Annotated in this window: 18 protein-coding genes and 1 tRNA gene; 12 read left to right on the top strand and 7 right to left on the bottom strand. The window is 65.7% G+C overall.

Features of this window, described 5'->3' with window-relative positions:
* Window positions 1-34 precede the first annotated feature (34 nt).
* Both ACU0B3_RS15335 and rlmB read right to left on the bottom strand, forming a co-directional pair.
* A complete protein-coding gene (locus ACU0B3_RS15335) occupies window positions 35-397 on the bottom strand; it encodes a hypothetical protein (RefSeq protein WP_446261745.1) in 363 nt (120 codons plus the stop codon).
* A 57-nt stretch (window positions 398-454) separates the two neighbouring features.
* On the bottom strand, window positions 455-1,219 hold the full coding sequence (rlmB, locus tag ACU0B3_RS15340) for a 23S rRNA (guanosine(2251)-2'-O)-methyltransferase RlmB (RefSeq protein WP_446261746.1): 765 nt from the start codon (window positions 1,217-1,219) through the stop codon (window positions 455-457).
* Window positions 1,220-1,307: 88 nt separating this feature from the next.
* Between rlmB and ACU0B3_RS15345 the strand changes: the two genes are divergently transcribed.
* From ACU0B3_RS15345 to ACU0B3_RS15360, 4 genes are all read left to right on the top strand, one after another.
* Window positions 1,308-1,391 (top strand) — tRNA-Tyr (locus ACU0B3_RS15345).
* Window positions 1,392-1,812: 421 nt separating this feature from the next.
* Window positions 1,813-2,748: a phosphoadenosine phosphosulfate reductase gene (locus ACU0B3_RS15350; protein WP_446261747.1), complete on the top strand. Its 936-nt coding sequence runs from the start codon at window positions 1,813-1,815 to the stop codon at window positions 2,746-2,748.
* Between the two features lie 41 nt (window positions 2,749-2,789).
* Window positions 2,790-3,848 (top strand): dihydroorotase, encoded by a 1,059-nt coding sequence (gene pyrC, locus ACU0B3_RS15355; RefSeq protein ID WP_446261748.1) that lies wholly within the window; start codon window positions 2,790-2,792, stop codon window positions 3,846-3,848.
* A gap of 34 nt (window positions 3,849-3,882) precedes the next feature.
* Window positions 3,883-4,557 (top strand): orotate phosphoribosyltransferase, encoded by a 675-nt coding sequence (locus ACU0B3_RS15360; RefSeq protein ID WP_446261749.1) that lies wholly within the window; start codon window positions 3,883-3,885, stop codon window positions 4,555-4,557.
* On the opposite strand, the gene ACU0B3_RS15365 is transcribed toward ACU0B3_RS15360, so the two are convergent.
* Window positions 4,520-5,242 (bottom strand): vWA domain-containing protein, encoded by a 723-nt coding sequence (locus tag ACU0B3_RS15365; protein ID WP_446261750.1) that lies wholly within the window; start codon window positions 5,240-5,242, stop codon window positions 4,520-4,522. The two genes, ACU0B3_RS15360 and ACU0B3_RS15365, sit on opposite strands and share 38 nt — an antisense overlap.
* Before the next feature lie 446 nt (window positions 5,243-5,688).
* Here ACU0B3_RS15365 and ACU0B3_RS15370 point away from each other — a divergent pair, with 446 nt between their 5' ends.
* From ACU0B3_RS15370 to ACU0B3_RS15400, 7 genes are all read left to right on the top strand, one after another.
* Window positions 5,689-7,200 (top strand): replicative DNA helicase, encoded by a 1,512-nt coding sequence (locus ACU0B3_RS15370; protein ID WP_446261751.1) that lies wholly within the window; start codon window positions 5,689-5,691, stop codon window positions 7,198-7,200.
* A gap of 80 nt (window positions 7,201-7,280) precedes the next feature.
* On the top strand, window positions 7,281-8,318 hold the full coding sequence (gene alr / locus ACU0B3_RS15375) for an alanine racemase (protein ID WP_446261752.1): 1,038 nt from the start codon (window positions 7,281-7,283) through the stop codon (window positions 8,316-8,318).
* A gap of 23 nt (window positions 8,319-8,341) precedes the next feature.
* Window positions 8,342-9,100 carry an MlaE family ABC transporter permease gene (locus tag ACU0B3_RS15380; RefSeq protein ID WP_446261753.1) on the top strand — a complete coding sequence of 253 codons (759 nt, stop codon included), beginning with the start codon at window positions 8,342-8,344 and terminating at the stop codon, window positions 9,098-9,100.
* Complete coding sequence (locus ACU0B3_RS15385) at window positions 9,097-9,825, top strand: ABC transporter ATP-binding protein (RefSeq protein WP_446261754.1); 729 nt, start codon at window positions 9,097-9,099, stop codon at window positions 9,823-9,825. The genes ACU0B3_RS15380 and ACU0B3_RS15385 overlap by 4 nt, the downstream gene beginning before the upstream one ends.
* Window positions 9,826-10,129: 304 nt before the next feature.
* Window positions 10,130-11,014, top strand: a complete 885-nt coding sequence (locus ACU0B3_RS15390; protein ID WP_446261755.1) for a DNA repair protein — start codon at window positions 10,130-10,132, stop codon at window positions 11,012-11,014.
* Window positions 11,015-11,064: 50 nt separating this feature from the next.
* A complete protein-coding gene (radA, locus tag ACU0B3_RS15395) occupies window positions 11,065-12,435 on the top strand; it encodes a DNA repair protein RadA (protein WP_446261756.1) in 1,371 nt (456 codons plus the stop codon).
* Window positions 12,436-12,465: 30 nt separating this feature from the next.
* Entirely contained in the window at window positions 12,466-13,017 is a 552-nt protein-coding gene (locus ACU0B3_RS15400) for a CvpA family protein (RefSeq protein ID WP_446261757.1), read from the top strand.
* Between the two features lie 109 nt (window positions 13,018-13,126).
* Here the strand turns inward: ACU0B3_RS15400 and ACU0B3_RS15405 are convergent, their stop codons facing one another.
* The 3 genes from ACU0B3_RS15405 to recA form a co-directional block, all read right to left on the bottom strand.
* Window positions 13,127-13,414 (bottom strand): DUF1330 domain-containing protein, encoded by a 288-nt coding sequence (locus tag ACU0B3_RS15405; protein ID WP_446261758.1) that lies wholly within the window; start codon window positions 13,412-13,414, stop codon window positions 13,127-13,129.
* Between the two features lies 1 nt (window position 13,415).
* Window positions 13,416-16,061, bottom strand: coding sequence for an alanine--tRNA ligase (alaS, locus tag ACU0B3_RS15410; RefSeq protein WP_446261759.1), 2,646 nt, complete (start codon window positions 16,059-16,061; stop codon window positions 13,416-13,418).
* A 162-nt stretch (window positions 16,062-16,223) separates the two neighbouring features.
* Window positions 16,224-17,303 carry a recombinase RecA gene (recA, locus tag ACU0B3_RS15415; RefSeq protein WP_446261760.1) on the bottom strand — a complete coding sequence of 360 codons (1,080 nt, stop codon included), beginning with the start codon at window positions 17,301-17,303 and terminating at the stop codon, window positions 16,224-16,226.
* A gap of 431 nt (window positions 17,304-17,734) precedes the next feature.
* On the opposite strand from recA, the gene ACU0B3_RS15420 reads away from it, so the two are divergent.
* Window positions 17,735-18,343 carry a gamma-glutamyl kinase gene (locus tag ACU0B3_RS15420; RefSeq protein ID WP_446261761.1) on the top strand — a complete coding sequence of 203 codons (609 nt, stop codon included), beginning with the start codon at window positions 17,735-17,737 and terminating at the stop codon, window positions 18,341-18,343.
* Here the strand turns inward: ACU0B3_RS15420 and ACU0B3_RS15425 are convergent.
* Window positions 18,331-20,637 (bottom strand): ATP-binding protein, encoded by a 2,307-nt coding sequence (locus ACU0B3_RS15425; RefSeq protein WP_446261869.1) that lies wholly within the window; start codon window positions 20,635-20,637, stop codon window positions 18,331-18,333. The genes ACU0B3_RS15420 and ACU0B3_RS15425 overlap by 13 nt on opposite strands.
* Between the last annotated feature and the right edge of the window lie 244 nt (window positions 20,638-20,881).

The raw sequence follows: 20,881 nt of genomic DNA on the forward strand, positions 1-20,881 counted from the left end.
GTGCGCGGGATAAAGGCCCGACGTCGCGCAAAACTCAGTCAAAAATGTCCTCGATCACGTCGAAAGCCTCGTCAAAGAGCTTGGACATCAGGCCCTTGCGGCGCTTCTTGCGCTTTTTGAGGGGTTTGGACTTGCCCCTGGCGATCTCGCCGAACGCCTCGCTGGCCTGGAGCGCGGCAAAGAAGCCGCCTCCCGCCGGCCCCTGGTGCGAGATCGCAGGCTTGGGGGTTCCCGCCTTCTTCTTGGCTTCGGAAGTCTTGGCGCTTGGCAGGCGTTTCATGTTGTGCAGCGGCGCGCCGCAGTTCGAGCACGCGAGCTCGTGCCGGTCACTGCCCCGCAGCGTCAGCGCCGTGCGTGCGCCGCAATAACAGCATGTCGCGATCTTTTCGTAGGCCATGCGGGCTCCGTCCTCGTCGCCTAGGATATAGGGCGCGCACCGCCCGGTCGAAAGGGCCTAGGGGCGCAGCGCATAGAGCGCGACCGCCGCCGCGTTCGAGACGTTGAGCGAGCCGAAGTCCGAGGCAAAGGGGATTTTCACGAGGTGATCCGCGACCTCCTTGGTTCGCGCGCGGAGGCCCGGCCCTTCGGCGCCCAGAACCAGCGCGATCGGCAGGTGACGGATCGGGGCGGCGACCTCTTCGAGAGTCTGCTCCGCCTCCCCGTCGAGCGCCAGCACGGTGTAGCCGAGCGCCTTGAGCGCCTCGATCGTCTCGGCGAGGTTGCGTTCGCGCAGGTAAGGCTGCCGCTCGAGCGCGCCTGACGCCGTCTTGGCCAGCGCGCCGGTTTCGGGCGCGGCGTGGCGCTGGGTGCCGATGACGGCGGTTGCGCCAAACACCTCCGCCGAGCGCAGGATCGCGCCCACGTTGTGCGGGTCACTCACCCGGTCGAGCAGCACGACGCGCTCGGCAGCCACCGGCGCGCAGACCTCGTTCACGCTCCCCCAAGCCAGCGGCTTGACCTCGAGCGCAGCGCCCTGGTGGACCGAGCCCGCGTCGAGCGGCACCGGGAACTTGCGCGCATCGGCCAGCTCGGCTTCCATGCCGCCGATGGTGTCCGCGAGGCGGTCCCGCGCGTTCCTCGTGACTACCAGACGCAGCTTTTCCCGGGCCGGGTTCAAGAGCGCATCGCGCACCGCGTGCAGGCCAAAAAGCCAGACTGTCGCTGCCTCTTCGGCGCGCCGCGCCTGCTCCTTTTCGATGACCCACTTGGGTTTTTTCATGCCTGCGATCCCGTCCCCATGCGCCCGCCGGTAGGCCCGATTTTGCCGCTTGACGCAACCCTGCCCCTTGGGTATCCCGCGCCGCAGTGGGCGACAGGCCGCAAGGTGTGGCAGGGGACTGTAACTCCCTCGCGGAGACGCACGCTTGGTTCGATTCCAAGGTCGCCCACCATCTCATTTACCAATATTAGCGTTGCAAGGCATTCGCTCAGAAACGCATGCGTTTTCCGGCGCGCGCAAGGTGTGGCAGTGGCCGCCTGCGGCTCCCTCGCGGAGACGCACGCTTGGTTCGATTCCAAGGTCGCCCACCACCTACCGACATCAGCCTCGTCAGGCATTCGCTTGAAAACGCATGCGTTTTCTTACGCGAGCAAGCTGTGGCAGTGGCCGCCTGCGGCTCCCTCGCGTAAACTAGCAAATGTGCCGGGTGTTATTTGCCAGCAAGCGTCTTTAATCCGACCCTCTCTTCCGGCTCCAACACCCCCAAATCACTCCCCAGCCCCCGCATTGGTGCAATTCTTTCTTAATTCTGCCCACTTGCCCGCCTATCGCACCACAACTCAAACGCGACGAACAGGCAGCGAGGCTGACCTATGCAAGACCAGGCAGACATCTTCGACACGCCCATGCAGGGGCTGAACCTGGCCGACTGGACCGCCGCGCTCACGCAGATCGCGTCCGAGCACGGCTTCTTTCAGGACCTCGGCCCCAAGCACATGTCGACCTACGTCGACCGCGGCAATGTCCTTCTGGTCACTTTCGAGACGCGCCAGGGCATCCAGGCGCTGTCGGACAGCGGACAACCGCTCGGGTTCGAACTTGTGCGCGAGATGGACTGGTCGCACCTCTGCGTGGTCTCCGAGGGTGACACCTGGTTCCGCGACCCAGCCGTCTACGAATATTTCGACAACCTCACCGACGACGGCTTTTTCGACGAGTTCGAATCCGTGCTCTTTTACGGCGCCGGCCCCTGTGGATACGCGGCCTGCGCCTTTTCGGTTTCGACCCCCGGCGCCAAGGTCGTCGCGGTCCAGCCGCAAGCGACGCTCGATCCGCAAGACGCCGGCTGGGACGACCGTTTCACCGAGATGCGGCGTACCGATTTCACCTCGCGTTACGGGTTCGCGCCCGACATGCTCGAGGCGGCCCACCAGGTGCACCTGATCCACGACCCGTTCGTGCAGCTCGACGCGATGCACGCCGCGCTTTTTCGCGCGCCCAACGTTACCCAGCTGCGGATGCCGCTGATGGGCGAGGCGCTGCAGTCGGACCTGCTCGAAATGGAGCAGCTCTTCGACGTGCTCTCCCTCGCCTGCAAGGAGCGCCTGACGCCGGCCCGCTTTGCCAAGCGTCTGCGCGCGCGGCGCGAGCATCGCCCCTACCTGCGTGCGCTCCTCTCCCGGCTTGACCGGGACGACCGACCCGGCCTTGCGCGCCTCCTCTGCCGCAACGTGATCGCGCGCATGCCCGCGCCGCAATTCGAACGCCGGCTCGAGGCGCTGGACGCCGCAGCCACGCAAGACGCCTAAGACGCCTACCCAAGGCCCGCAGGCCGTGCTAGGCGCGCGGCATGACCCAGACGCTGACCCTGCGCCGCCCCGACGACTGGCACCTGCACCTGCGCGATGGCGCCGTGCTCGAGGCCGTGCTGCCCGAGACTGCCCGCGACTTTGCCCGCGCGATCATCATGCCGAACCTCGTGCCGCCCGTGGTCACCGGCAAAGACGCCACAGCCTACCGGGACCGCATCCTGGCCGCCCTGCCCGAGGGCTCCGACTTTACCCCGCTGATGACGCTCTACCTGACCGAGGACACCGACCCCGCGGACGTCGTCACAGCGCACCAAAGCGGCCTCATCACGGCGGTCAAACTCTATCCAGCTGGCGCAACCACCAACTCCGCCTCTGGCGTGCGCAACATGGACAAGGTCCGCCCGGTGCTCGAATCCATGGCAGACCACGGCGTCCCCCTCTGCATGCACGGCGAGGTCACCGACGCGGACATCGACATCTTCGACCGGGAGGCCGTCTTCATCGACCGCGTCCTCGACCCGCTGCGCAGGGCCCTGCCCGAGCTCAAGGTGATCATGGAGCACATCACGACCGCCCAGGCTGTCGGCTACGTCAAGGCCGCGAACAAAAACCTCGCGGCCACGATCACGACGCACCACCTGGTGATCAACCGCAACCACCTGCTCGTCGGCGGCATCCGCCCGCACTACTACTGCCTGCCCGTGGCCAAGCGCGAGGAGCACCGCCAGGCGCTGCGCGCCTTCGCCACCTCCGGCGACAAACGCGTCTTCCTCGGCACCGACAGCGCGCCCCACGTGGACGCCACCAAGGAGACGGGATGCGGCTGCGCTGGCTGCTTCACAGCAACCAACACGCTCTCCATCCTCGCCCACGTCTTCGAGGACGAAGGCGCCCTGGACCAGCTCGAAGCCTTCGCCTCGCTGAACGGCGCCGCCTACTACGGCCTGCACCCCAACGCCGCGAAAATCACCCTCACGCGACACCCGGACCCCGTCTCCTACCCCGAAAAGATCACCTGCCCCGCAGGCCCCATCACCGTCTTCGACCCGGGCTTCCCGCTCTACTGGCGCGCCTCGGGTCCACCTTCTTCTGGCTAAAAATATCCAAATTCCGCACGAGGCCACAGGCACCATGATCCCCAGCACATACCCCGCGCCCGACACGATCGCCCAGCTGACGGCGGGCATGTTGCTCGACATCGAGGCGGTGCATTTCAACGCGCGCGAGCCCTTCACCCTCGCCTCCGGCCTGCCTTCGCCAACCTATATCGACTGCCGAAAGCTCATCTCCTTCCCGCGCATCCGCAGCACGCTCATGGACTTTCTCGCGGTCACAGTGATGCGCCGTGCTGGCCTCGAGGCATTCGACAATGTCGCCGGAGGGGAGACGGCGGGCATCCCCTTCGCAGCCCTCGTCGCTGAGCGCATGGCCCTGCCCATGACTTATGTGCGCAAAAAGCCCAAAGGGTACGGGCGCAACGCACGGATCGAGGGGGCGATGCACGAAGGGCAGCGCGTTCTCTTGGTCGAGGATCTGACCACCGACGGCGGCTCCAAGCTCTCCTTCGTGGACGCCATCCGCGAGACCGGCGCCACCTGCGGGCACACGGCGGTGATCTTTTCCTACGGCATCTTTCCGGAGACCGAAAAGACGCTGGGCGATCACGACATCACGCTGCACCACCTCTGCACCTGGTGGGATGTCTTGGCCGAGGCGAAAAGGCGCGGCAGTTTTGATGCCGAAACGCTGGCGGGCGTTGAGGACTTCCTCAAGAGTCCCCGTGCCTGGCAAGCTGCGCGGTCCTGAAAGGAGCCTGCGGAAGAGGCGCAAGACCCACAACCGGACAGCCCAGCGTTTCGTCCAGCGCGCGCACAAGATCGTCCACCGTTTCCGCCGAAGTGTAAGTGCCGCCAGTCAAATCCGAGAGGCACCGCGCCACAGTGACCTCGGTCTCGTGATCGCCGCCCTCGCCGCTTTCCCAGTCAAAATAGGGCGCGCGCACACGAAAGCCGATGACATGCACGGTCAGGTCTGCGGCCGCGAGGGCCAGGTCCTGGGCCAAGGCGCAGGGCGCGCCGCCACAGGTCTCCTTCCCGTCGGTGACCAGCACAATGACCCCGGGCTTTGCGCGGAAGTCGAGCACCGCTGCCGCCTGCGCCACGGACGCCGTGAGCGGCGTTGATCCCCCCGGCACAAGCCGATCTACCTCGGAGATGATGCGCAAAGACGAGTCCGAAGCGGGCGCAAAGCGCAGGTCGATCGACCGGCACCCAACAGACTCCGATACATGCTCTCCCGGTCCATCGCCGGGCGTCCCATTGGGGCCGTAAACAAGAAGACCAACGCGGCGCACCGGCGCTATCTGCGGAAGAGCCCGCGCCAAAGCCGCCCGCGCCTCGACAATCCGCGGCACCCGGGTGCGCGCATCTCCCGTCTCAGCCATCGAGGCGGAGCCGTCAAAGACCAGCATCGCGTCGCTCAAGCAGGACATGGCGGCCCAAGCCGGCGCCACGCCCAGCCAAACACCCAGCGCCGCCGCACATCCGCTCTTAAAGCTTCTGCTCCATCTGCCAGTCATGCGGCCCTCCCCTCACACAAGGGTAGACCCTAAAAAGCGCTTCGCCACAAAGCTGGGGAAATTCGCGCCAAGCCTGCGGAAAAGTCGCGATTCGACGCTTGGTCAGAGACAAGATGTTGTGATCTTTGCGCTGCATGGTACTCTATCTGCTAAGGCGCAGGTTTGCCCACAGGGTTTTCCCGCAGATGTTCGCTGAAGATATGCCGATTTGCGGCTCACCGCTTTTCTGGCATCAGACCGGTTAACAACCACGGGACATCAGCCTCAGACGCATTTGGAAGGACCCGAGACGCACCAAAAGGTGCGGCGAGGCGCTCCCAACCCAGGCGTGGCCCAAAAACAAAGGGACGAGCGGCACTATGAACGATCTGACAGCTTTCCGCGCAGCAGACCCGGCCAAGCCGGACCCGGATGCCGCTGGTGTCATGCCGCACTCCATCGAGGCGGAGCAGCAGCTCCTCGGCGCGGTGCTGACCAACAACGACGTCTACGACCGCGTCGCCAGCCTCATCGGCCCCCAGCACTTCTACGATCCCGTGCACGGCCGCATCTTCGAGATCGCCGCCGCCCGCATTGCCAAGAACAACCTGGCCTCCCCCGTCACCCTCGCCGCCTTCCTCGAAGACGACGAAGGGCTCAAGGTCCTCGGCGGCAAGACCTACCTCGCCCGCCTCGCCTCCATGGCCATCTCCGCCTTTGCCGTGCGCGAATACGCCCAGATGATCTACGATCTCGCCATCCGGCGCGAGCTCATCGGCCTCGGCCAGGACATCAGCGCCCGCGCCGCCAAGGTCGACGTGCAGTCCGAACCCAAGGAGCAGATCGTCGCCGCCGAACAGGCGCTCTACAAGCTCGGCGAGCAGGGCCAGACCGACAGCGGCTTCCAATCCTTCCTCAAGGCCGTAACCGACGCCGTGAACGTCGCCAACGCCGCCTACCAGCGGGACGGCGGCCTTGCCGGCGTCTCCACGGGGCTCGAGGACATGGACAAGAAACTGGGCGGCCTGCACCGCTCGGACCTTCTGATCCTTGCCGGCCGCCCCTCTATGGGCAAGACGTCGCTCGCCACCAACATCGCCTTCAACATAGCCAAAGCCTACCAGCGCGGCACACTGCATGACGGCTCCGAAGGCGCGGTGAACGGCGGCGTCGTGGGCTTTTACTCGCTCGAAATGAGCGCCGAGCAGCTCGCCGCCCGGATCCTCTCCGAAGCTGCCGAAGTCCCCTCCGAGCAGATCCGCAAAGGCGACATGACCGAGGCCGAGTTCCGCCGCTTCGTCGAAGCCGCCAAGGCGCTCGAAGCCTGCCCGCTTTACATCGACGACACGCCCGCGCTGCCGATCTCGCAACTCGCCGCCCGCGCCCGCAGGCTCAAGCGCACCCACGGCCTCGACGTGCTGATCGTGGACTACCTGCAACTCGTGCGCCCAGCGTCAGCCAAAGACAGCCGCGTCAACGAAGTCTCTGAAATCACCCAGGGCCTCAAGGCCATCGCCAAAGAGCTCGACATCCCCGTCGTCGCCCTCTCCCAGCTCTCGCGTCAGGTCGAAAACCGCGAGGACAAGCGCCCGCAGCTGAGCGACCTGCGCGAATCCGGCTCGATCGAGCAGGACGCGGACGTCGTGATGTTCGTCTTCCGCGAGGAATACTACAAGGAACGCGAGAAACCCGGCGATCACGACCTCGAAAAGATGGCGACCTGGCAGGAGGAGATGGAGCGTCTTCACGGCCGCGCCGAAGTCATCATCGGCAAGCAGCGCCACGGTCCCATCGGCACGGTCGAGCTCAGCTTCGAGGGGCGCTTCACCCGCTTCGGCAACCTCGTCAAACCCTGGCAATCGGGCAGCGGCGGCGGCGACGTCGGGTTCTGAGCCTGAGCGCAGCGCCGCCTGCCGCGCAAGCGCCGCCAAACGCCCCTTGACCAGGCCTGCGCGCCGCAGGACAAGGCCGCATGGCCACCGGACGTCTCTTTATCAGCCTCGACGCAATCGCCGCCAACTGGCAGGCGCTCGACCGTCTGTCTGGCCCGCATGTCGAAACCGGCGCCTGCGTCAAGGCGGACGGTTACGGCCTCGGTGCCGCGGCTGTTGCCACGCGCCTCGCGCAAGCCGGCGTCCGCCGCTTCTTTGTCGCTGTCGCCGAAGAGGGCGTCGCCTTGCGCAAGGCCCTCGGCCACGGCCCCGAGATCAACGTCTTTTCCGGCCATATGGACGGCGACACCGAGGCCCTGAGAGACGCGCAGCTGACGCCGCTCCTCAATTCCATCGACCAGATGCTGCGCCATGTCGAAGCGCTGCCCGGCCACGCCTTCGGCATCCAGCTCGACAGCGGCATGAACCGCCTCGGGATGGAGCCCGCCGAATGGGCGGCTCTGCGCGAGATCGCCGAGGCCGAAAAGCCGACGCTGGTGATGTCCCACCTCGCTTGCGCGGACGAGCCCGAACACCCGATGAACGCCCAGCAGCTGCAGGTGTTTCTCGAGATGACCCAAGGGCTTGGCTGCCCGCGCTCGCTTGCCGCGACAGGTGGCACGCTTCTCGGACCCGCCCTGCACTTTGACGTCACCCGCCCCGGCATCGGCCTTTATGGCGGGCTTCCGTTCGAGGCGGCACGCCCCGTGGTGCAACTCGACCTGCCCGTCATACAGGTTCGCTCCGTCGCACCCGGAGAGACCGTGGGCTACGGCAACACCTTCACAGCCACGCGCGACACGCAAGTCGCTACCGTCGCCGCAGGCTACGCCGACGGCCTGATCCGCGCGGCCAGTGGCAATTGCGCGCTCTGGGCGCATGACGTGCCCTGCCCTATCGTCGGGCGCATCTCGATGGATCTCATCACCGTCGACGTGACCGACGTGGCGGACATGCCGACCCACCTGACAATTCTCGGCGCGCACCAAGGCGTCGACACCTTTGCGACCGCCGCCGGCACCATCGGCTACGAGGTCCTCACCTCCCTCGGCGCGCGCTACGATCGGCACTATTCGTGACCACCCTGCTGCGACCCCTGGGCATGCTCGGCGCAGCCGTCCTCGGCGCGCTGGGCGCCGTCGGGCGCGTCACGCTCTTTGCAGGCTCCGCCCTCTCGCACTGCCTGCGCCCGCCGCTTTACTTGCCGGCCCTCGCGCAACAGCTCTTCCAGATTGGCTGGCTCTCGCTGCCTGTGGTCGGCCTCACCGCGCTCTTCACCGGCGCCGCGCTCGCGCTGCAAATCTACGCCGGCGGCGCGCGGTTCTCGGCCGAAGAGGTCGTGCCCTCCATCGTCGCCATCGGCATGGTGCGCGAGCTTGGACCGGTGCTGGGCGGGCTCATGGTCGCCGCCCGCGTCGCCTCTTCCATCGCCGCCGAAATCGCCACGATGAAAGTCACCGAGCAGATCGACGCCCTGGTGACGCTCTCAACAAACCCGCTCAAATACCTCGTCGTGCCGCGCCTCGTCGCCGCCACCCTCACCGTACCGGTGCTCGTCGCAGTCGGAGACGCCGTCGGCATCTTCGGCGGCTACGCGGTTGGCATCACGCGGCTCGGGTTCAATCCGGCAGCCTACCTGCAGAACACCGTCGACTTTCTCGAACTCTGGGACGTGCTCTCCGGCCTCGTCAAAGGCGCCGTCTTCGGATTTCTCGTCGCGCTCATGGGGTGCTATCACGGCATGACCGCCGGCCGCGGCGCCGAAGGCGTGGGCGCCGCCACGAAATCCGCCGTCGTCTCCGCCTCTGTGCTGATCCTCGCCGCCAATTACCTGCTGACAGAGGCGTTCTTCGCGGCATGATCAGCTACAGGGACGTGCACAAATCCTTTGGATCAAACGCGGTCCTGCGCGGCCTCGACCTCGAGGTCGCCACGGGCCAGTCCATGGTCATCATCGGCGGCTCCGGCACCGGCAAATCCGTCGCCCTCAAATGCGCGCTCGGCCTCGTCACCCCCGACCGTGGCACGATCACTGTGGACGGCAAACCCGGCATGCCGCCCGAAACGCTCGCCCGCTTCGGGATGCTCTTTCAAGGCGCCGCCCTCTTCGACAGCCTGCCAGTCTGGCGCAACGTCGCCTTCCGCCTCCTACGTGACAGGCCCAAACACGAAGCCCGCGAGATCGCCATCGAGAAGCTGCGCCGCGTCGGCCTCACACCTGAGACCGCCGACCTCTTTCCCGCCGACCTCTCAGGCGGCATGCAAAAACGCGTCGGCCTCGCGCGCGCCATCGCCGCCGAGCCGGACATCATCTTCTTCGACGAGCCGACCACCGGGCTCGATCCGATCATGTCCGGCGTCATCAACGACCTCATCCGCGAGATCGTCACCGAGATGGGCGCGACCACGATGACGATCACCCACGACATGACCTCGGTACGCACCATCGCCGACCGCGTTGCCATGCTGCACGCCGGCCGCATCCAATGGACCGGCCTCATCGCCGACCTCGACCAATCCGGCGACGCCCATGTCGACCAGTTCATCCACGGCCGCGCCACCGGCCCCATCGAAGCGGTACGCTGACTTCCGCCGACGCCCGCCGCAAAGCACAGCCCCAGCAGCTTCTTCTGGCTAAAAATATCCCCGCCGGAGGCTCCCGCAAGCGACGTCAGACCGGCCATCGCAAGGCGGGCGTTTCGCTCCAAAACCGCACAATCGCGCCTCAGCTAAGGCACCGTTTCCGCAGCGAAAACAATAAAGGCAAGGAATTCCTGACTACCCTGCGACAGGGGAAAAATGCCCTGATTTCACCTCACGGGAACCTATCTGCCGCGCTAGTGGTTAACGCGGTAAGCGAAAAGTTGCCAACAGAGGTCCGATGATGAAGATGTTCCGCCAGATTGCCCGGCTTACGCACGGGGTGCTGCAAATCTTCATGTACGGCCTCGTCATCCTCCTGGCCCTTGCAAGTCTCGCCCTCCTCGGAGCCGGCCTGGCAGGCTATCTGCCCTGGCCCGAGGTCATGGTCGATCTCGGCGAATTCGGCACCCACAACGCTGGTCCCTGGCTGATCGGCGCCGTTGCCGCGTTCTTCGTCGGGCTGGCGAGCTTTCTGCCGTCCAACAAGCGCATCCTCCAGCTCGAAACCTCGCATCGCAATTTCCACATCCGGATGGAGGACGTGGCCAAAGCGTATTACGTCGCCCACCAGGCCGACCGGACGGGCGTGTTCACCATGACCTCCGAGTTCGACGGCGTGCGCGAGCGGCTGGCGTTCCTGCGCGATCACCCCGATCTCGCGACGCTCGAAGCTGGCGTGCTCGAGGTCTCCGCCCAGATGAGCGAGACCTCCCGCGACCTGGCCACCACCTATTCGGACGAGGCCGTGGCGCGCGCGCGCAACTTCCTCGATGAGCGCACCGAAGAGCTCCTGAGCATCCGCCGCCGCATCGACACCGCCAAGCGCGAGATGACCGACATTCGCAGCCGGACCGAGGCGACGCTGGCCGCCAGCTACGCCACCAAAACCGAAGTCGAGGAGCTGCGCATGGCCGCCGAATCCATGCTCTCAGACCTCAGCGACATCCCGGTGCAGGCCGCCGCCAAACAGGGCCCCAAGCTCAAGGCCGTCACAACCGAAGAGCCCGCACCCACCAAGCCGCGTACGGCGACCGCCAGGAAACGCAGCGCCACCGCAAAACCACGCCGGCCCAAGACCGGCAAGGCTGAAAACAGCAACGTCACACCGCTTCTGCGCGAGCCTGCCGAATAAGGCGCACACCACCCGTTGTGTCCGCGCGCCTGCCGGTCCACAAGACAGGCATGGCCGCGAAACCCGTCACCTCCTTTGTCTGCTCCGCCTGCGGCGCGCGCACGGCCAAATGGTCAGGGCGCTGCGATGCCTGCGGCGAGTGGAACACGATCTCCGAAGAAAAACCGCTGAGCGCCGGTCCGGGCGCCAAATCGCTCGGCGCACGACGCGGCAACGCCGTGGCGCTGGGCGATCTCAGCACAGACGAGGCGCCTCCGCCGCGCACGACCTCGGCCCTGTCCGAGCTCGACCGCGTGCTCGGCGGCGGGCTGGTGCCGGGCTCGGCAAGCCTCGTCGGCGGCGATCCCGGCATCGGCAAATCCACACTGCTCTTGCAGGCCGCAGCTGCCTTTGCCCAGGCCGGGCTCAAAACGGTCTATGTGTCGGGCGAGGAAGCCTCTGCGCAGGTGCGCATGCGCGCCGGGCGGCTCGGGCTCAAGGGCGCGCCGGTGCAGCTCGCCGCCGAGACCAACCTGCGCAACATCCTGACAACGCTCGAAGCGGAAAAGCCGGATCTCGCGATCGTCGATTCGATCCAGACCATGTGGCTTGACACGGTCGAGGCCGCTCCGGGCTCGGTCAGCCAGGTCCGCGCCGCGGCGCACGAGCTGACGACGTTTGCCAAACGGACCGGGACGGCGGTGATCCTCGTCGGCCACGTGACCAAGGACGGGCAGATCGCCGGTCCCCGCGTGGTCGAGCACATGGTCGACACCGTGCTCTATTTCGAAGGCGAGCGCGGGCATCAGTTCCGCATACTGCGCGCGGTCAAGAACCGCTTTGGCCCCGCCGACGAGATCGGTGTGTTCGAGATGACCGGGCGCGGGCTGACGGAGGTCGCCAACCCCTCGGCGCTGTTTCTCGGGGACCGAGACAGCTCGACGCCCGGCGCGGCGGTCTTTGCCGGGATCGAAGGCACGCGGCCCATGCTGGTCGAAATCCAGGCGCTCGTCGCGCCGACGCCGCACGCCCAGCCCCGCCGCAGCGTGGTCGGCTGGGACGGACAGCGCCTCGCGATGATCCTCGCAGTGCTCGAATCGCGCTGCGGCGTGCCCTTCACCGGGCTCGACGTCTACCTCAACGTCGCGGGCGGGATGAAGATCACCGAACCCGCCGCCGATCTCGCCGTCGCCGCCGCGCTGCTGAGCGCCCGCGAGGACAGCGCGCTGCCACAAGCGTCGGTTGTCTTTGGTGAAATATCGCTCTCCGGCGCGCTTCGGCCGGTCTCTCAGGCGGAAAATCGGTTGAAAGAAGCGGCAAAACTTGGTTTCACGTCGGCGATTGCGCCCACGGCGAGCAAGGCTTTGTCGGTCCCGGGCATGTCAATCATGACGATGTCGGACCTGACGGCCTTTGTGGGCGACGTGTTCGGCGCCGGGTAACGCGGAACGACAGCAAGGCAGGCGCGCGCGATGGAAGGTTTCACAATCGTTGACGGGGTTGTCGCGCTCACCGTGGTGATGTCCGCCCTTCTGGCCTACTCGCGCGGCTTCGTGCGCGAGGCTTTGGCGATTGCGGGCTGGGCGCTGGCGACCATTCTGGCGTTCATGTTCGCGCCGAGTATCGAGCCTCTGGTTAAGGAGATCCCCGTCATCGGCGGGTTCCTCGCCGACAGTTGCGAGCTGGCGGTCATCGCCGCCTTCGCGGTGGTCTTTGCAATCGTTCTGGTGATCTCGTCGCTCTTCACGCCGCTCTTTTCATCGGTGGTGCAGCGCTCGTCGGTCGGCGTGTTCGACCAGGGGCTGGGCTTTCTCTTCGGCGTGGCGCGCGGCATCCTGCTGATCGCCATCGCCTTTTTCGTCTATGATACGATCATGACGGCGCAGAACATCTCGATCATCGATGAAAGTCGCTCGGCCCGTGTCTTCACGCGGTTCACCGGCAACATCGAGAACCAGGACCCCGAAGCGGCGCTGGGCTGGATCACGCGTCAGTACGAAAACCTGGTCGGCGCCTGCGAGTAACTTAGCACCCCGGCTGCCCAAAATGCCCGCCCCGGGCTTGACCCGGGGCCTCGTCATTCATCAGCGCTGCAGGTAGCAAAAAGGTCCCGGATCAGGTCCGGGACGGGCGTCACTCGGACGTTTCCACGATCACCAACTCACGTTGGGACGCACCGCGCGCATGCTCCAGCGCGGCCTGATAGGCGTCGCTGCGGTAGCATGCCTCGGCGGTCTCGAGGTCCGGGAACCTGGCCACCACGTTGCGCGGACGGTCGGTGCCCTCGAGCTGCACATACCGCCCACCACGCGCGATGAAGGTCCCGCCGTGGGCGGCGATCGCCTCGGTCGCGCCTGCGGCGTATTTCTTGTAGGCCGCCTCGTCCGTGACGGTCACATGAGCGATCCAGAGTGCTGGCATCTTATCCTCCCAAAACCTGTTTTGCAGCAGCGATGGCGGCCTCCGCGTTGTCCGCGCTCGGGCCTCCGCCCTGCGCCATGTCCGGCCGGCCTCCGCCGCCCTTGCCGCCCAGTTCCGCCACCGCCGCCTTGACCACATCGACCGCTGAGACGTCGACACCCGCCGTGCCCGCCGCCACCGCCGCCTTGCCGCCCGTGTCCGCGATCAGCAGCACGACGCCCTTGCCCATCCGCTCCTTGTGCGCGTCGATAAGCGGGGGCAGGTCCTTGCCCGTCACGCCGGTCAGCACCTGCGCGAGGAACTGTACGCCGTTCACCTCTTCGGCGGCCGGGTCTGCGCCGCCGCCACCCCCCGCCATCGCCAACTCACGCCGGAGTTGCGCCACCTCGTTCGTCAGCGCCTTGCGTTCGTCCATCAGCGCCCGCACGCGGTCCGCGACCTCGCCCGGCTGCGCCTTGAGCTCGAGCGAGAGAGCGGCCATCCGGTGGTCCTGCGCGCTGAGGTAGTCGAACGCCGCCGCCCCTGTCAGCGCCTCGATCCGGCGCACGCCCGCGCTGCTGGCGCTGTCGCCAAGCGTCACGAACACACCGATGTCGCCCGTCTGGCGCACATGCGTGCCGCCGCAGAGCTCGATCGAGTAGGTCTGGCCGTCCTGCCCCTTGCCGGTCTGGGCCTGGCCCATGCTGACCACACGCACCTCGTCGCCGTACTTCTCGCCAAAGAGCGCCTGCGCCCCGATCGCCCGCGCGTCGTCGGGCGTCATGATGCGCGTCTCGACGCTCGAATTCTGGCGGATATAGGCGTTCACCTCCTGCTCAACCTGTTTCAGCTCATCGAGGCTCAGCGCCTTGGTATGGCTGAAATCGAACCGCAGACGGTCCTCGGCATTGAGCGAGCCGCGCTGCGCGACGTGCTCGCCGAGCGCATTGCGCAGCGCCTCGTGCAGCAGGTGCGTCGCGGAGTGATTGGCCCGGATCGCGTTGCGCCGCGCATGATCGACCGCCAGCACCGCCGCCGCGCCCTTGGCGATCTCGCCCTCGGTCACTTCGGCCACGTGGATAAAGACGCCCGCAACCTTGCGCGTGTCCGTGATCCGCGCCTTGCCCGTGTCTGTGGTGAGTGTGCCTTCGTCGCCCACCTGCCCGCCGCTTTCGGCGTAGAAAGGCGTCTGGTTCAGCACGACCTGCACGGCCTCGCCGGCCTTTGCCAGGTCCGTCTCGGACCCGTCCTGCACCAGCGCGAGCACCTGCCCTTCGGCCTGCTCGGTGTCGTACCCGAGGAAATCCGTCGCGCCATGCGCCTCTGCAAGGTCGAACCAGATCGCCGCATCCGCCGCATCTCCCGAGCCGGACCAGGCCGCGCGCGCCTTCGCCTTTTGCTCGGCCATGGCCGCGTCAAAGCCCTCGGTATCGACGCCACGTCCCTTTTCGCGCAGCGCATCCTGCGTCAGATCGAGCGGGAAGCCGTAGGTGTCATATAGCTTGAACGCCGTCTCGCCCGGCAAATCCGCGCCTTCATCAAGGGCGCCAAGCTCGTCGTCGAGCAACTTGAGCCCCCGGTCCAACGTCGCTTTGAACCGCGTTTCCTCGAGCTTGAGCGTCTCGGTGATCAGCGCCTGCGCCTGACCAAGCTCAGGGTACGCCTGCCCCATTTGCTGCACCAACGCCGGCACCAGACGGTGCATCAGCGGGTCCTTGGCGCCAAGCAAATGCGCGTGCCGCATCGCGCGGCGCATGATCCGGCGCAGCACATACCCCCGCCCGTCATTCGACGGCATCACGCCATCGGCCATCAAGAACGAGGTCGAGCGCAGGTGATCCGCGATCACCCGATGGTGCGTCTTGCCCGGACCGTCCGGCTCGCTCGACGTCGCATCCGCGCTCGCCTCGATCAGCGCCCGCATCGTGTCGGTGTCGTAATTGTCGTTCGAACCCTGCAGCAGCGCTGCGATCCGCTCGAGCCCCATGCCGGTGTCGATCGATTGCATGTCAAGCGCGCGCATCGAGCCGTCCTCGAACTGCTCGTTCTGCATGAAGACGATGTTCCAGATCTCGATGAACCGGTCGCCGTCCTCCTCGGGCGAGCCCGGAGGTCCGCCCCAGATGTGATCGCCGTGATCATAGAAGATCTCGGTACACGGCCCGCACGGCCCCGTCGGGCCCATCTGCCAAAAGTTGTCGGACGTATCGATGCGGATGATCCGGCTTTCCGGCACGCCCACCTTCTTCCAAATCTCGAACGCTTCGTCGTCGGTATGGTAAACGGTTGTGTAAAGCTTGTCCTTGGGGATGCCGAAATCGCGCGTGATCAGCTCCCAGGCAAACGGGATCGCCTCGGTCTTGAAGTAATCGCCGAACGAGAAATTCCCCAGCATTTCAAAGAACGTATGGTGCCGCGCCGTGTACCCGACATTGTCGAGATCGTTGTGCTTGCCGCCCGCCCGCACACATTTCTGCGAGCTTGTCGCCCGCACGTAGTCGCGCCTTTCCAGGCCGGTAAAGAGGTTCTTGAACTGCACCATCCCGGAGTTCACGAACATCAGCGTCGGATCGTTGCGCGGGACAAGCGGGCTCGACGGGACCACCGCGTGGCCCTGCTTTTCAAAGTAGCTCAGGAAGGTCGAGCGGATCTCGTTCATCGTCGGCATGGCGCAGCCCTTTTCTCGCGTCTGTTCCGCGTTCTAGGGCAGGCACAGGCCAAGGAAAACCGCCAAAACGAAGCGAGGCGGCCCCGTCAGGCCGCCCCGCTCCGAGTATTCTCCGTTCCGCGTCCGAAACGTGGGGGTTTCTGCTGTCCCCGTCAGCGACCGTCACGCCTCGAGGATGTCGTCATCCGCCCCGCGTTCATCTTCGGGCATATCGAAATCGAGCCCATGTGCCGCGCGGATCTTGTCCTCGATCTCAAGCGCCACACGCTTGTTTTCGCGCAGGAAATTCTTGGCGTTCTCACGGCCCTGACCAATCCGTTCGTCACCATAGCTGAACCACGAGCCGGACTTCTCGACCACGCCCGCCTTGACGCCCAGGTCCAGAAGCTCGCCCATCTTCGAGATGCCCTCGCCGTACATGATGTCGAACTCGACCACCTTAAAGGGCGGCGCCACCTTGTTCTTGACCACCTTGACCTTGGTCTGGTTGCCCACAACCTCGTCGCGATCCTTGATCGACCCGATGCGGCGGATGTCGAGACGCACGGACGAGTAGAACTTGAGCGCGTTGCCGCCCGTCGTCGTTTCGGGCGAGCCGAACATCACGCCGATCTTCATCCTAATCTGGTTGATGAAGATGACCATGCAATTCGAACGGGAGATCGCCGCCGTCAGCTTGCGCATCGCCTGGCTCATCAGGCGCGCCTGCAGGCCCGGCGCGCTGTCGCCCATGTCGCCTTCGAGCTCCTTTTGCGGCGTGAGCGCCGCCACCGAGTCGACGACAACCATGTTCACCGCACCCGAGCGCACCAGCGTCTCCGTGATCTCGAGCGCCTGCTCGCCGGTGTCCGGCTGCGAAATCAAGAGCTCGTCGAGGTCCACGCCCAACTTGCGCGCGTATTGCGGGTCGAGCGCGTGCTCAGCATCGACAAAAGCGCAGACGCCGCCTTTCTTTTGCTCTTCTGCCACGCAATGCAGTGTCAGCGTTGTCTTGCCGGAGCTTTCCGGGCCGTAAATCTCGATGATCCGCCCTTTCGGCAGACCGCCGATGCCCAGCGCGATGTCGAGGCCCAGCGAGCCCGTCGAGGTTGCCTCGATCTCCTGCACGGCATTTTCGCCGCCCAGCTTCATGATCGACCCCTTGCCGAACTGCCGTTCGATCTGCGCCAGCGCGCTGTCGAGCGCCTTTTGCTTGTTTGCGTCTGCTTTCGAGCTCATCGTCAATAGGTCTGCCGTTGCCATCGTTTGCGTCCTTATTCCACACGCCGCCCCGGGCGGCAATCACCGCCATGTTCTTGCCTTGTTCTTATTAACCTTAATGAGACCAAAAAGAGAACATGGCAAGGGTTTTGTTGCCATCTCACCCTGCGCGCGTTGGCTTAAGGAATGATTGACGCCGCTACGACGCGCGCACTTTTTTTCGTCGATGTCCGAGAAAGTGGCCAATCGCCGAAGCCTCCGGCGGGGATATTTTGGGCCAGAAGAAGTGACGAGGTCCCTCCCAGCTTCTTCTGGCGGATAAATATCCTCCCCGAAGGGCCGCTCTGCCACTTTGCGCGGCGCTGGAATCGTGGCGCGCGGGACTCAGTTCAAGCCCTCCCGATCCCATGCCCGGTGCGAGCGTCGCAGCACCGTGATACCTACGCTCAAAATAAATTGGCGAGGTGCGGTGCATGTTGGTGTTCTGGAAAGAGCGGCTGGTGTTTCTGGCGGTGCCCAAGACGGGCAGCACCGCTTACGAAAGCGCGCTGGGGCCGAGGGCGGACATCGTGGTGTCGAACCCGCCCGAACTCAAGCACGCGCCGATTTATCGATATAACCGTTTCTTCAGGCCGATGTTCGAAAAGAACGGTGCGCCGGACATGGAGTCGCTGGCGGTCGTGCGCGAGCCGATTTCATGGCTGGGGAGCTGGTACCGCTTTCGCCGGCGTCCATTCATGGAAGGCAAACCCAACTCGACGCATGGCGTGACCTTTGACGACTTTGTTGCGGCCTATCTGGAAAAGGAGCGGCCGGCCTTTGCGAACGTTGGCTCGCAGGCCAAGTTCCTGGAACCGCGACCGAACGGGACGCGGGCGACCTACCTTTTCCGCTACGAAGAACAGGGGCGGCTGAGGCGCTTTCTCGAAGCGCGGCTGAACGTGACGCTCGAGACCGAGCAGCGGAACGTGTCTCCGCAGATGGAGCTGTCGCTGGACCCCGGCCTCGAGCGGAAACTGCGGCGGCGGCATGCGGACGACTTCGCGCTCTGGGAAGAGATCGGCACCGATCAGCAGAGCTGACGGTGCACGGCGTCGGTCAATTCACCGAGTGAAAAGGGTTTGGGCAGGAACGTCGAGTTCGGCACCTTTTGCTGGCTGTCGGTCAGCGCGTCCTCGGCATAGCCCGAGACAAAGATCACGCTCACATCGGGCCGCGTCTCGCGCGCCTTGCGCACCCAGGTCGGCCCGTCGAGGCCGGGCATGACCACGTCGGTGACAAAAAGGTCGATCTCGAGCGCGGCGTCCTCGAGAAGGTCCAGCGCGGTCTCGGCGCTGTCGGCCTCGACCACCGTGTATCCGCGCAGGCGCAGCGCGCGGGAGGCGAAGGCGCGGACGGGCGCCTCATCCTCGACCAGCAGCACCGAGCCTTCGCCCGCGCGGGCGGTCGTCGGTGCCTTGGCGGCGGGGCTTTGCGCTTCGGCGCTTTCTGCGCCTTCTGCGTTGGCGGGCAGGAGCACCGTGAATTCGGTCCCGACGTTGAGGCGCGACTCGACAAAGATGAAACCGCCCGTCTGTTTGACGATGCCGTAGACGGTCGAGAGGCCAAGCCCAGTGCCCTCGCCGGTGCGCTTGGTGGTGAAGAAGGGCTCGAAGACCTTTTGCAGCTTGTCGGCCGGGATGCCGTGGCCTTCGTCGATGACGCGGATCGCGACATAGGCGCCGGGCGGGACGACGGCGCGTTCGCGCTCGAGCGGGACGGTGAGCACGTGGTGCTCGGTCTCGATCCGTATCTCGCCGCCCTCCGGCATGGCGTCGCGGGCGTTTACGACAAGGTTCATCATCACTTGCTCGAGCTGGCGGCGGTCCGCGCGGATCGAGGCGACGTCGGGGCCGTGCAGCAGCTTGAGCTGAACCCGTTCGCCCACCAGCCGGTTGAGCAGATGGGCCATGTCGGAGACGCATTCGCGCAGGTCGAGGATCTCGGGCCGCAGCGTCTGCTTGCGCGAAAACGCGAGCAGCTGGCCGACAAGCGAGGCCGCGCGGTTGGCATTCTGGTGGATTTGCACGAGGTCGGCGTAGTCGCTGTCCTGCTGGTCATGCTTGAGCAGCAGTAGGTCGCAATGGCCTGAAATCGCAGTCAAAAGGTTGTTGAAGTCGTGCGCCACGCCGCCGGCGAGCTGGCCAATGGCCTGCATCTTTTGGCTCTGCACGAACTGCGCCTCGAGCGTCTTGAGCTCGGTGGCGTCGTTGAGCACGGCAACGAGACCGGGCTCGCCCTGTTCGATCGTGCGCTTGAGCGTGACCTGCACGAAGACCTCTCGGTCGTCGCGCTGGACGCGCAAAAATTCGGTGTGGTGCGAGGCGCGGTCGGTGATCGATTCCTCGAGCCAATCGGGGATCGAGCGGCCAAGCCCCTCCATGAGGCCACCGATGGGCTGGCCCTGCACGTCGGCGCGCCCGAGGAGCCGCCCGGCCTCGGCATTGGCGCGCAGGACGGTGCCGTCCTTGGCGATCTTGAGCATCGGCACGGGCAGCTCTTCAAAGGCCACCGGGTCGCGGGTCTCGGGCGTGCGCGGCTCGACGCCCGGCAGGAAGTAATATTCGCGCCGACCCGGGCGCGACGAAAGCTCACCCACAAGGCAGTGCGCCTGTCCGTCCTCGGTGTGGATCGCGTTGACTTCGCCGGGGCGCAGAGGCGGGCTGACGAGCATCTGCTCGAGCAGCTTGACGCGTTTGCCGATCATGTCCCGCGCGGCGGGGTTCATGTGAAGGACCGCGCCGTTGCGCCCGATGGTCACCAGCGGCAGGTCCGCCTGATCGGGGAGCGGTGTTGCGGGGCGGTCCGGGTTGAACTCCTCGCAGCGCCACAGGAACGTCGCGGGCCCGACGCGGGTGACGCTGAGGCGGTGATGCGAACGGCCGACGATGACATCTTCGAGCCCGGCGCCGTGCGCCTCTGCCCGGGCCTGCAGGCGGGCAATGAGTGGCGAGGGGTTTGCGACGATCGGGTTCAGGAGCGCCGAGAGCGTCGGGCGGGCATGGCCGCCCAGACTGCGCCGCGCGGTGCTGTTGGCAAACCGCACCTCGCCAGTGTCGTCGCACACAAGGCACATGGCGGCATCGTTGAGGACAAAGGCGCCGATCGCGCCGCTGGTGCGCAGTTGCAGGAACCGCAGCCACCCCTCACGCACGCCGAGCGCGATCACGATGGCCGAGAGCGTCAGCACCCCGGCGTAAAGCCCGATCTGCGCCCGTTGGTAGGGCATGAAGGCCGCCGCGAGGAGCAGCAGCAGGCACACCACCGACAGGCTGACAATCTTGCGCCACCGCAGCAGACGCACCGGCACGGGGCCGGTGTGGGGGCGCATCACCATCGTCACGGGCGGTCTCTTCCTTTGTTGCGCAGCATCTTTCTCCGCGTCAGTTTCAGGGCGTGGCGCAGCATGTCAGCGCGACCCGCGTGGCGCGGTGCGAGTCGCATGGAGCTGTTAAAGCGCACGACCCGTTAAGGGCGGATTAAAGATGGCACGGTTTTTGCCCGGTTGCAAAACTTCGATCAACTCTCCCTTTAGGTGAGTTGCGAGCTTGCACAAGAGGTTAGTGCTCGGGCGCGACCGG

This window comes from Pseudaestuariivita sp., assembly GCF_052825805.1.

Coding starts and splice junctions, on each gene's coding strand:
- radA (WP_446261756.1), top strand. CDS start 11,065: ATGGCCGCGAAACCCGTCACCTCCTTTGTCTGCTCCGCCTGCGGCGCG.
- ACU0B3_RS15385 (WP_446261754.1), top strand. CDS start 9,097: ATGATCAGCTACAGGGACGTGCACAAATCCTTTGGATCAAACGCGGTC.
- recA (WP_446261760.1), bottom strand. CDS start 17,303: ATGGCAACGGCAGACCTATTGACGATGAGCTCGAAAGCAGACGCAAAC.
- ACU0B3_RS15380 (WP_446261753.1), top strand. CDS start 8,342: ATGCTCGGCGCAGCCGTCCTCGGCGCGCTGGGCGCCGTCGGGCGCGTC.
- pyrC (WP_446261748.1), top strand. CDS start 2,790: ATGACCCAGACGCTGACCCTGCGCCGCCCCGACGACTGGCACCTGCAC.
- ACU0B3_RS15420 (WP_446261761.1), top strand. CDS start 17,735: ATGTTGGTGTTCTGGAAAGAGCGGCTGGTGTTTCTGGCGGTGCCCAAG.
- ACU0B3_RS15350 (WP_446261747.1), top strand. CDS start 1,813: ATGCAAGACCAGGCAGACATCTTCGACACGCCCATGCAGGGGCTGAAC.
- alr (WP_446261752.1), top strand. CDS start 7,281: ATGGCCACCGGACGTCTCTTTATCAGCCTCGACGCAATCGCCGCCAAC.
- ACU0B3_RS15360 (WP_446261749.1), top strand. CDS start 3,883: ATGATCCCCAGCACATACCCCGCGCCCGACACGATCGCCCAGCTGACG.
- ACU0B3_RS15335 (WP_446261745.1), bottom strand. CDS start 397: ATGGCCTACGAAAAGATCGCGACATGCTGTTATTGCGGCGCACGCACG.
- ACU0B3_RS15365 (WP_446261750.1), bottom strand. CDS start 5,242: ATGTCCTGCTTGAGCGACGCGATGCTGGTCTTTGACGGCTCCGCCTCG.
- ACU0B3_RS15390 (WP_446261755.1), top strand. CDS start 10,130: ATGTTCCGCCAGATTGCCCGGCTTACGCACGGGGTGCTGCAAATCTTC.
- ACU0B3_RS15425 (WP_446261869.1), bottom strand. CDS start 20,637: ATGGTGATGCGCCCCCACACCGGCCCCGTGCCGGTGCGTCTGCTGCGG.
- rlmB (WP_446261746.1), bottom strand. CDS start 1,219: ATGAAAAAACCCAAGTGGGTCATCGAAAAGGAGCAGGCGCGGCGCGCC.
- ACU0B3_RS15400 (WP_446261757.1), top strand. CDS start 12,466: ATGGAAGGTTTCACAATCGTTGACGGGGTTGTCGCGCTCACCGTGGTG.
- ACU0B3_RS15370 (WP_446261751.1), top strand. CDS start 5,689: ATGAACGATCTGACAGCTTTCCGCGCAGCAGACCCGGCCAAGCCGGAC.
- alaS (WP_446261759.1), bottom strand. CDS start 16,061: ATGCCGACGATGAACGAGATCCGCTCGACCTTCCTGAGCTACTTTGAA.
- ACU0B3_RS15405 (WP_446261758.1), bottom strand. CDS start 13,414: ATGCCAGCACTCTGGATCGCTCATGTGACCGTCACGGACGAGGCGGCC.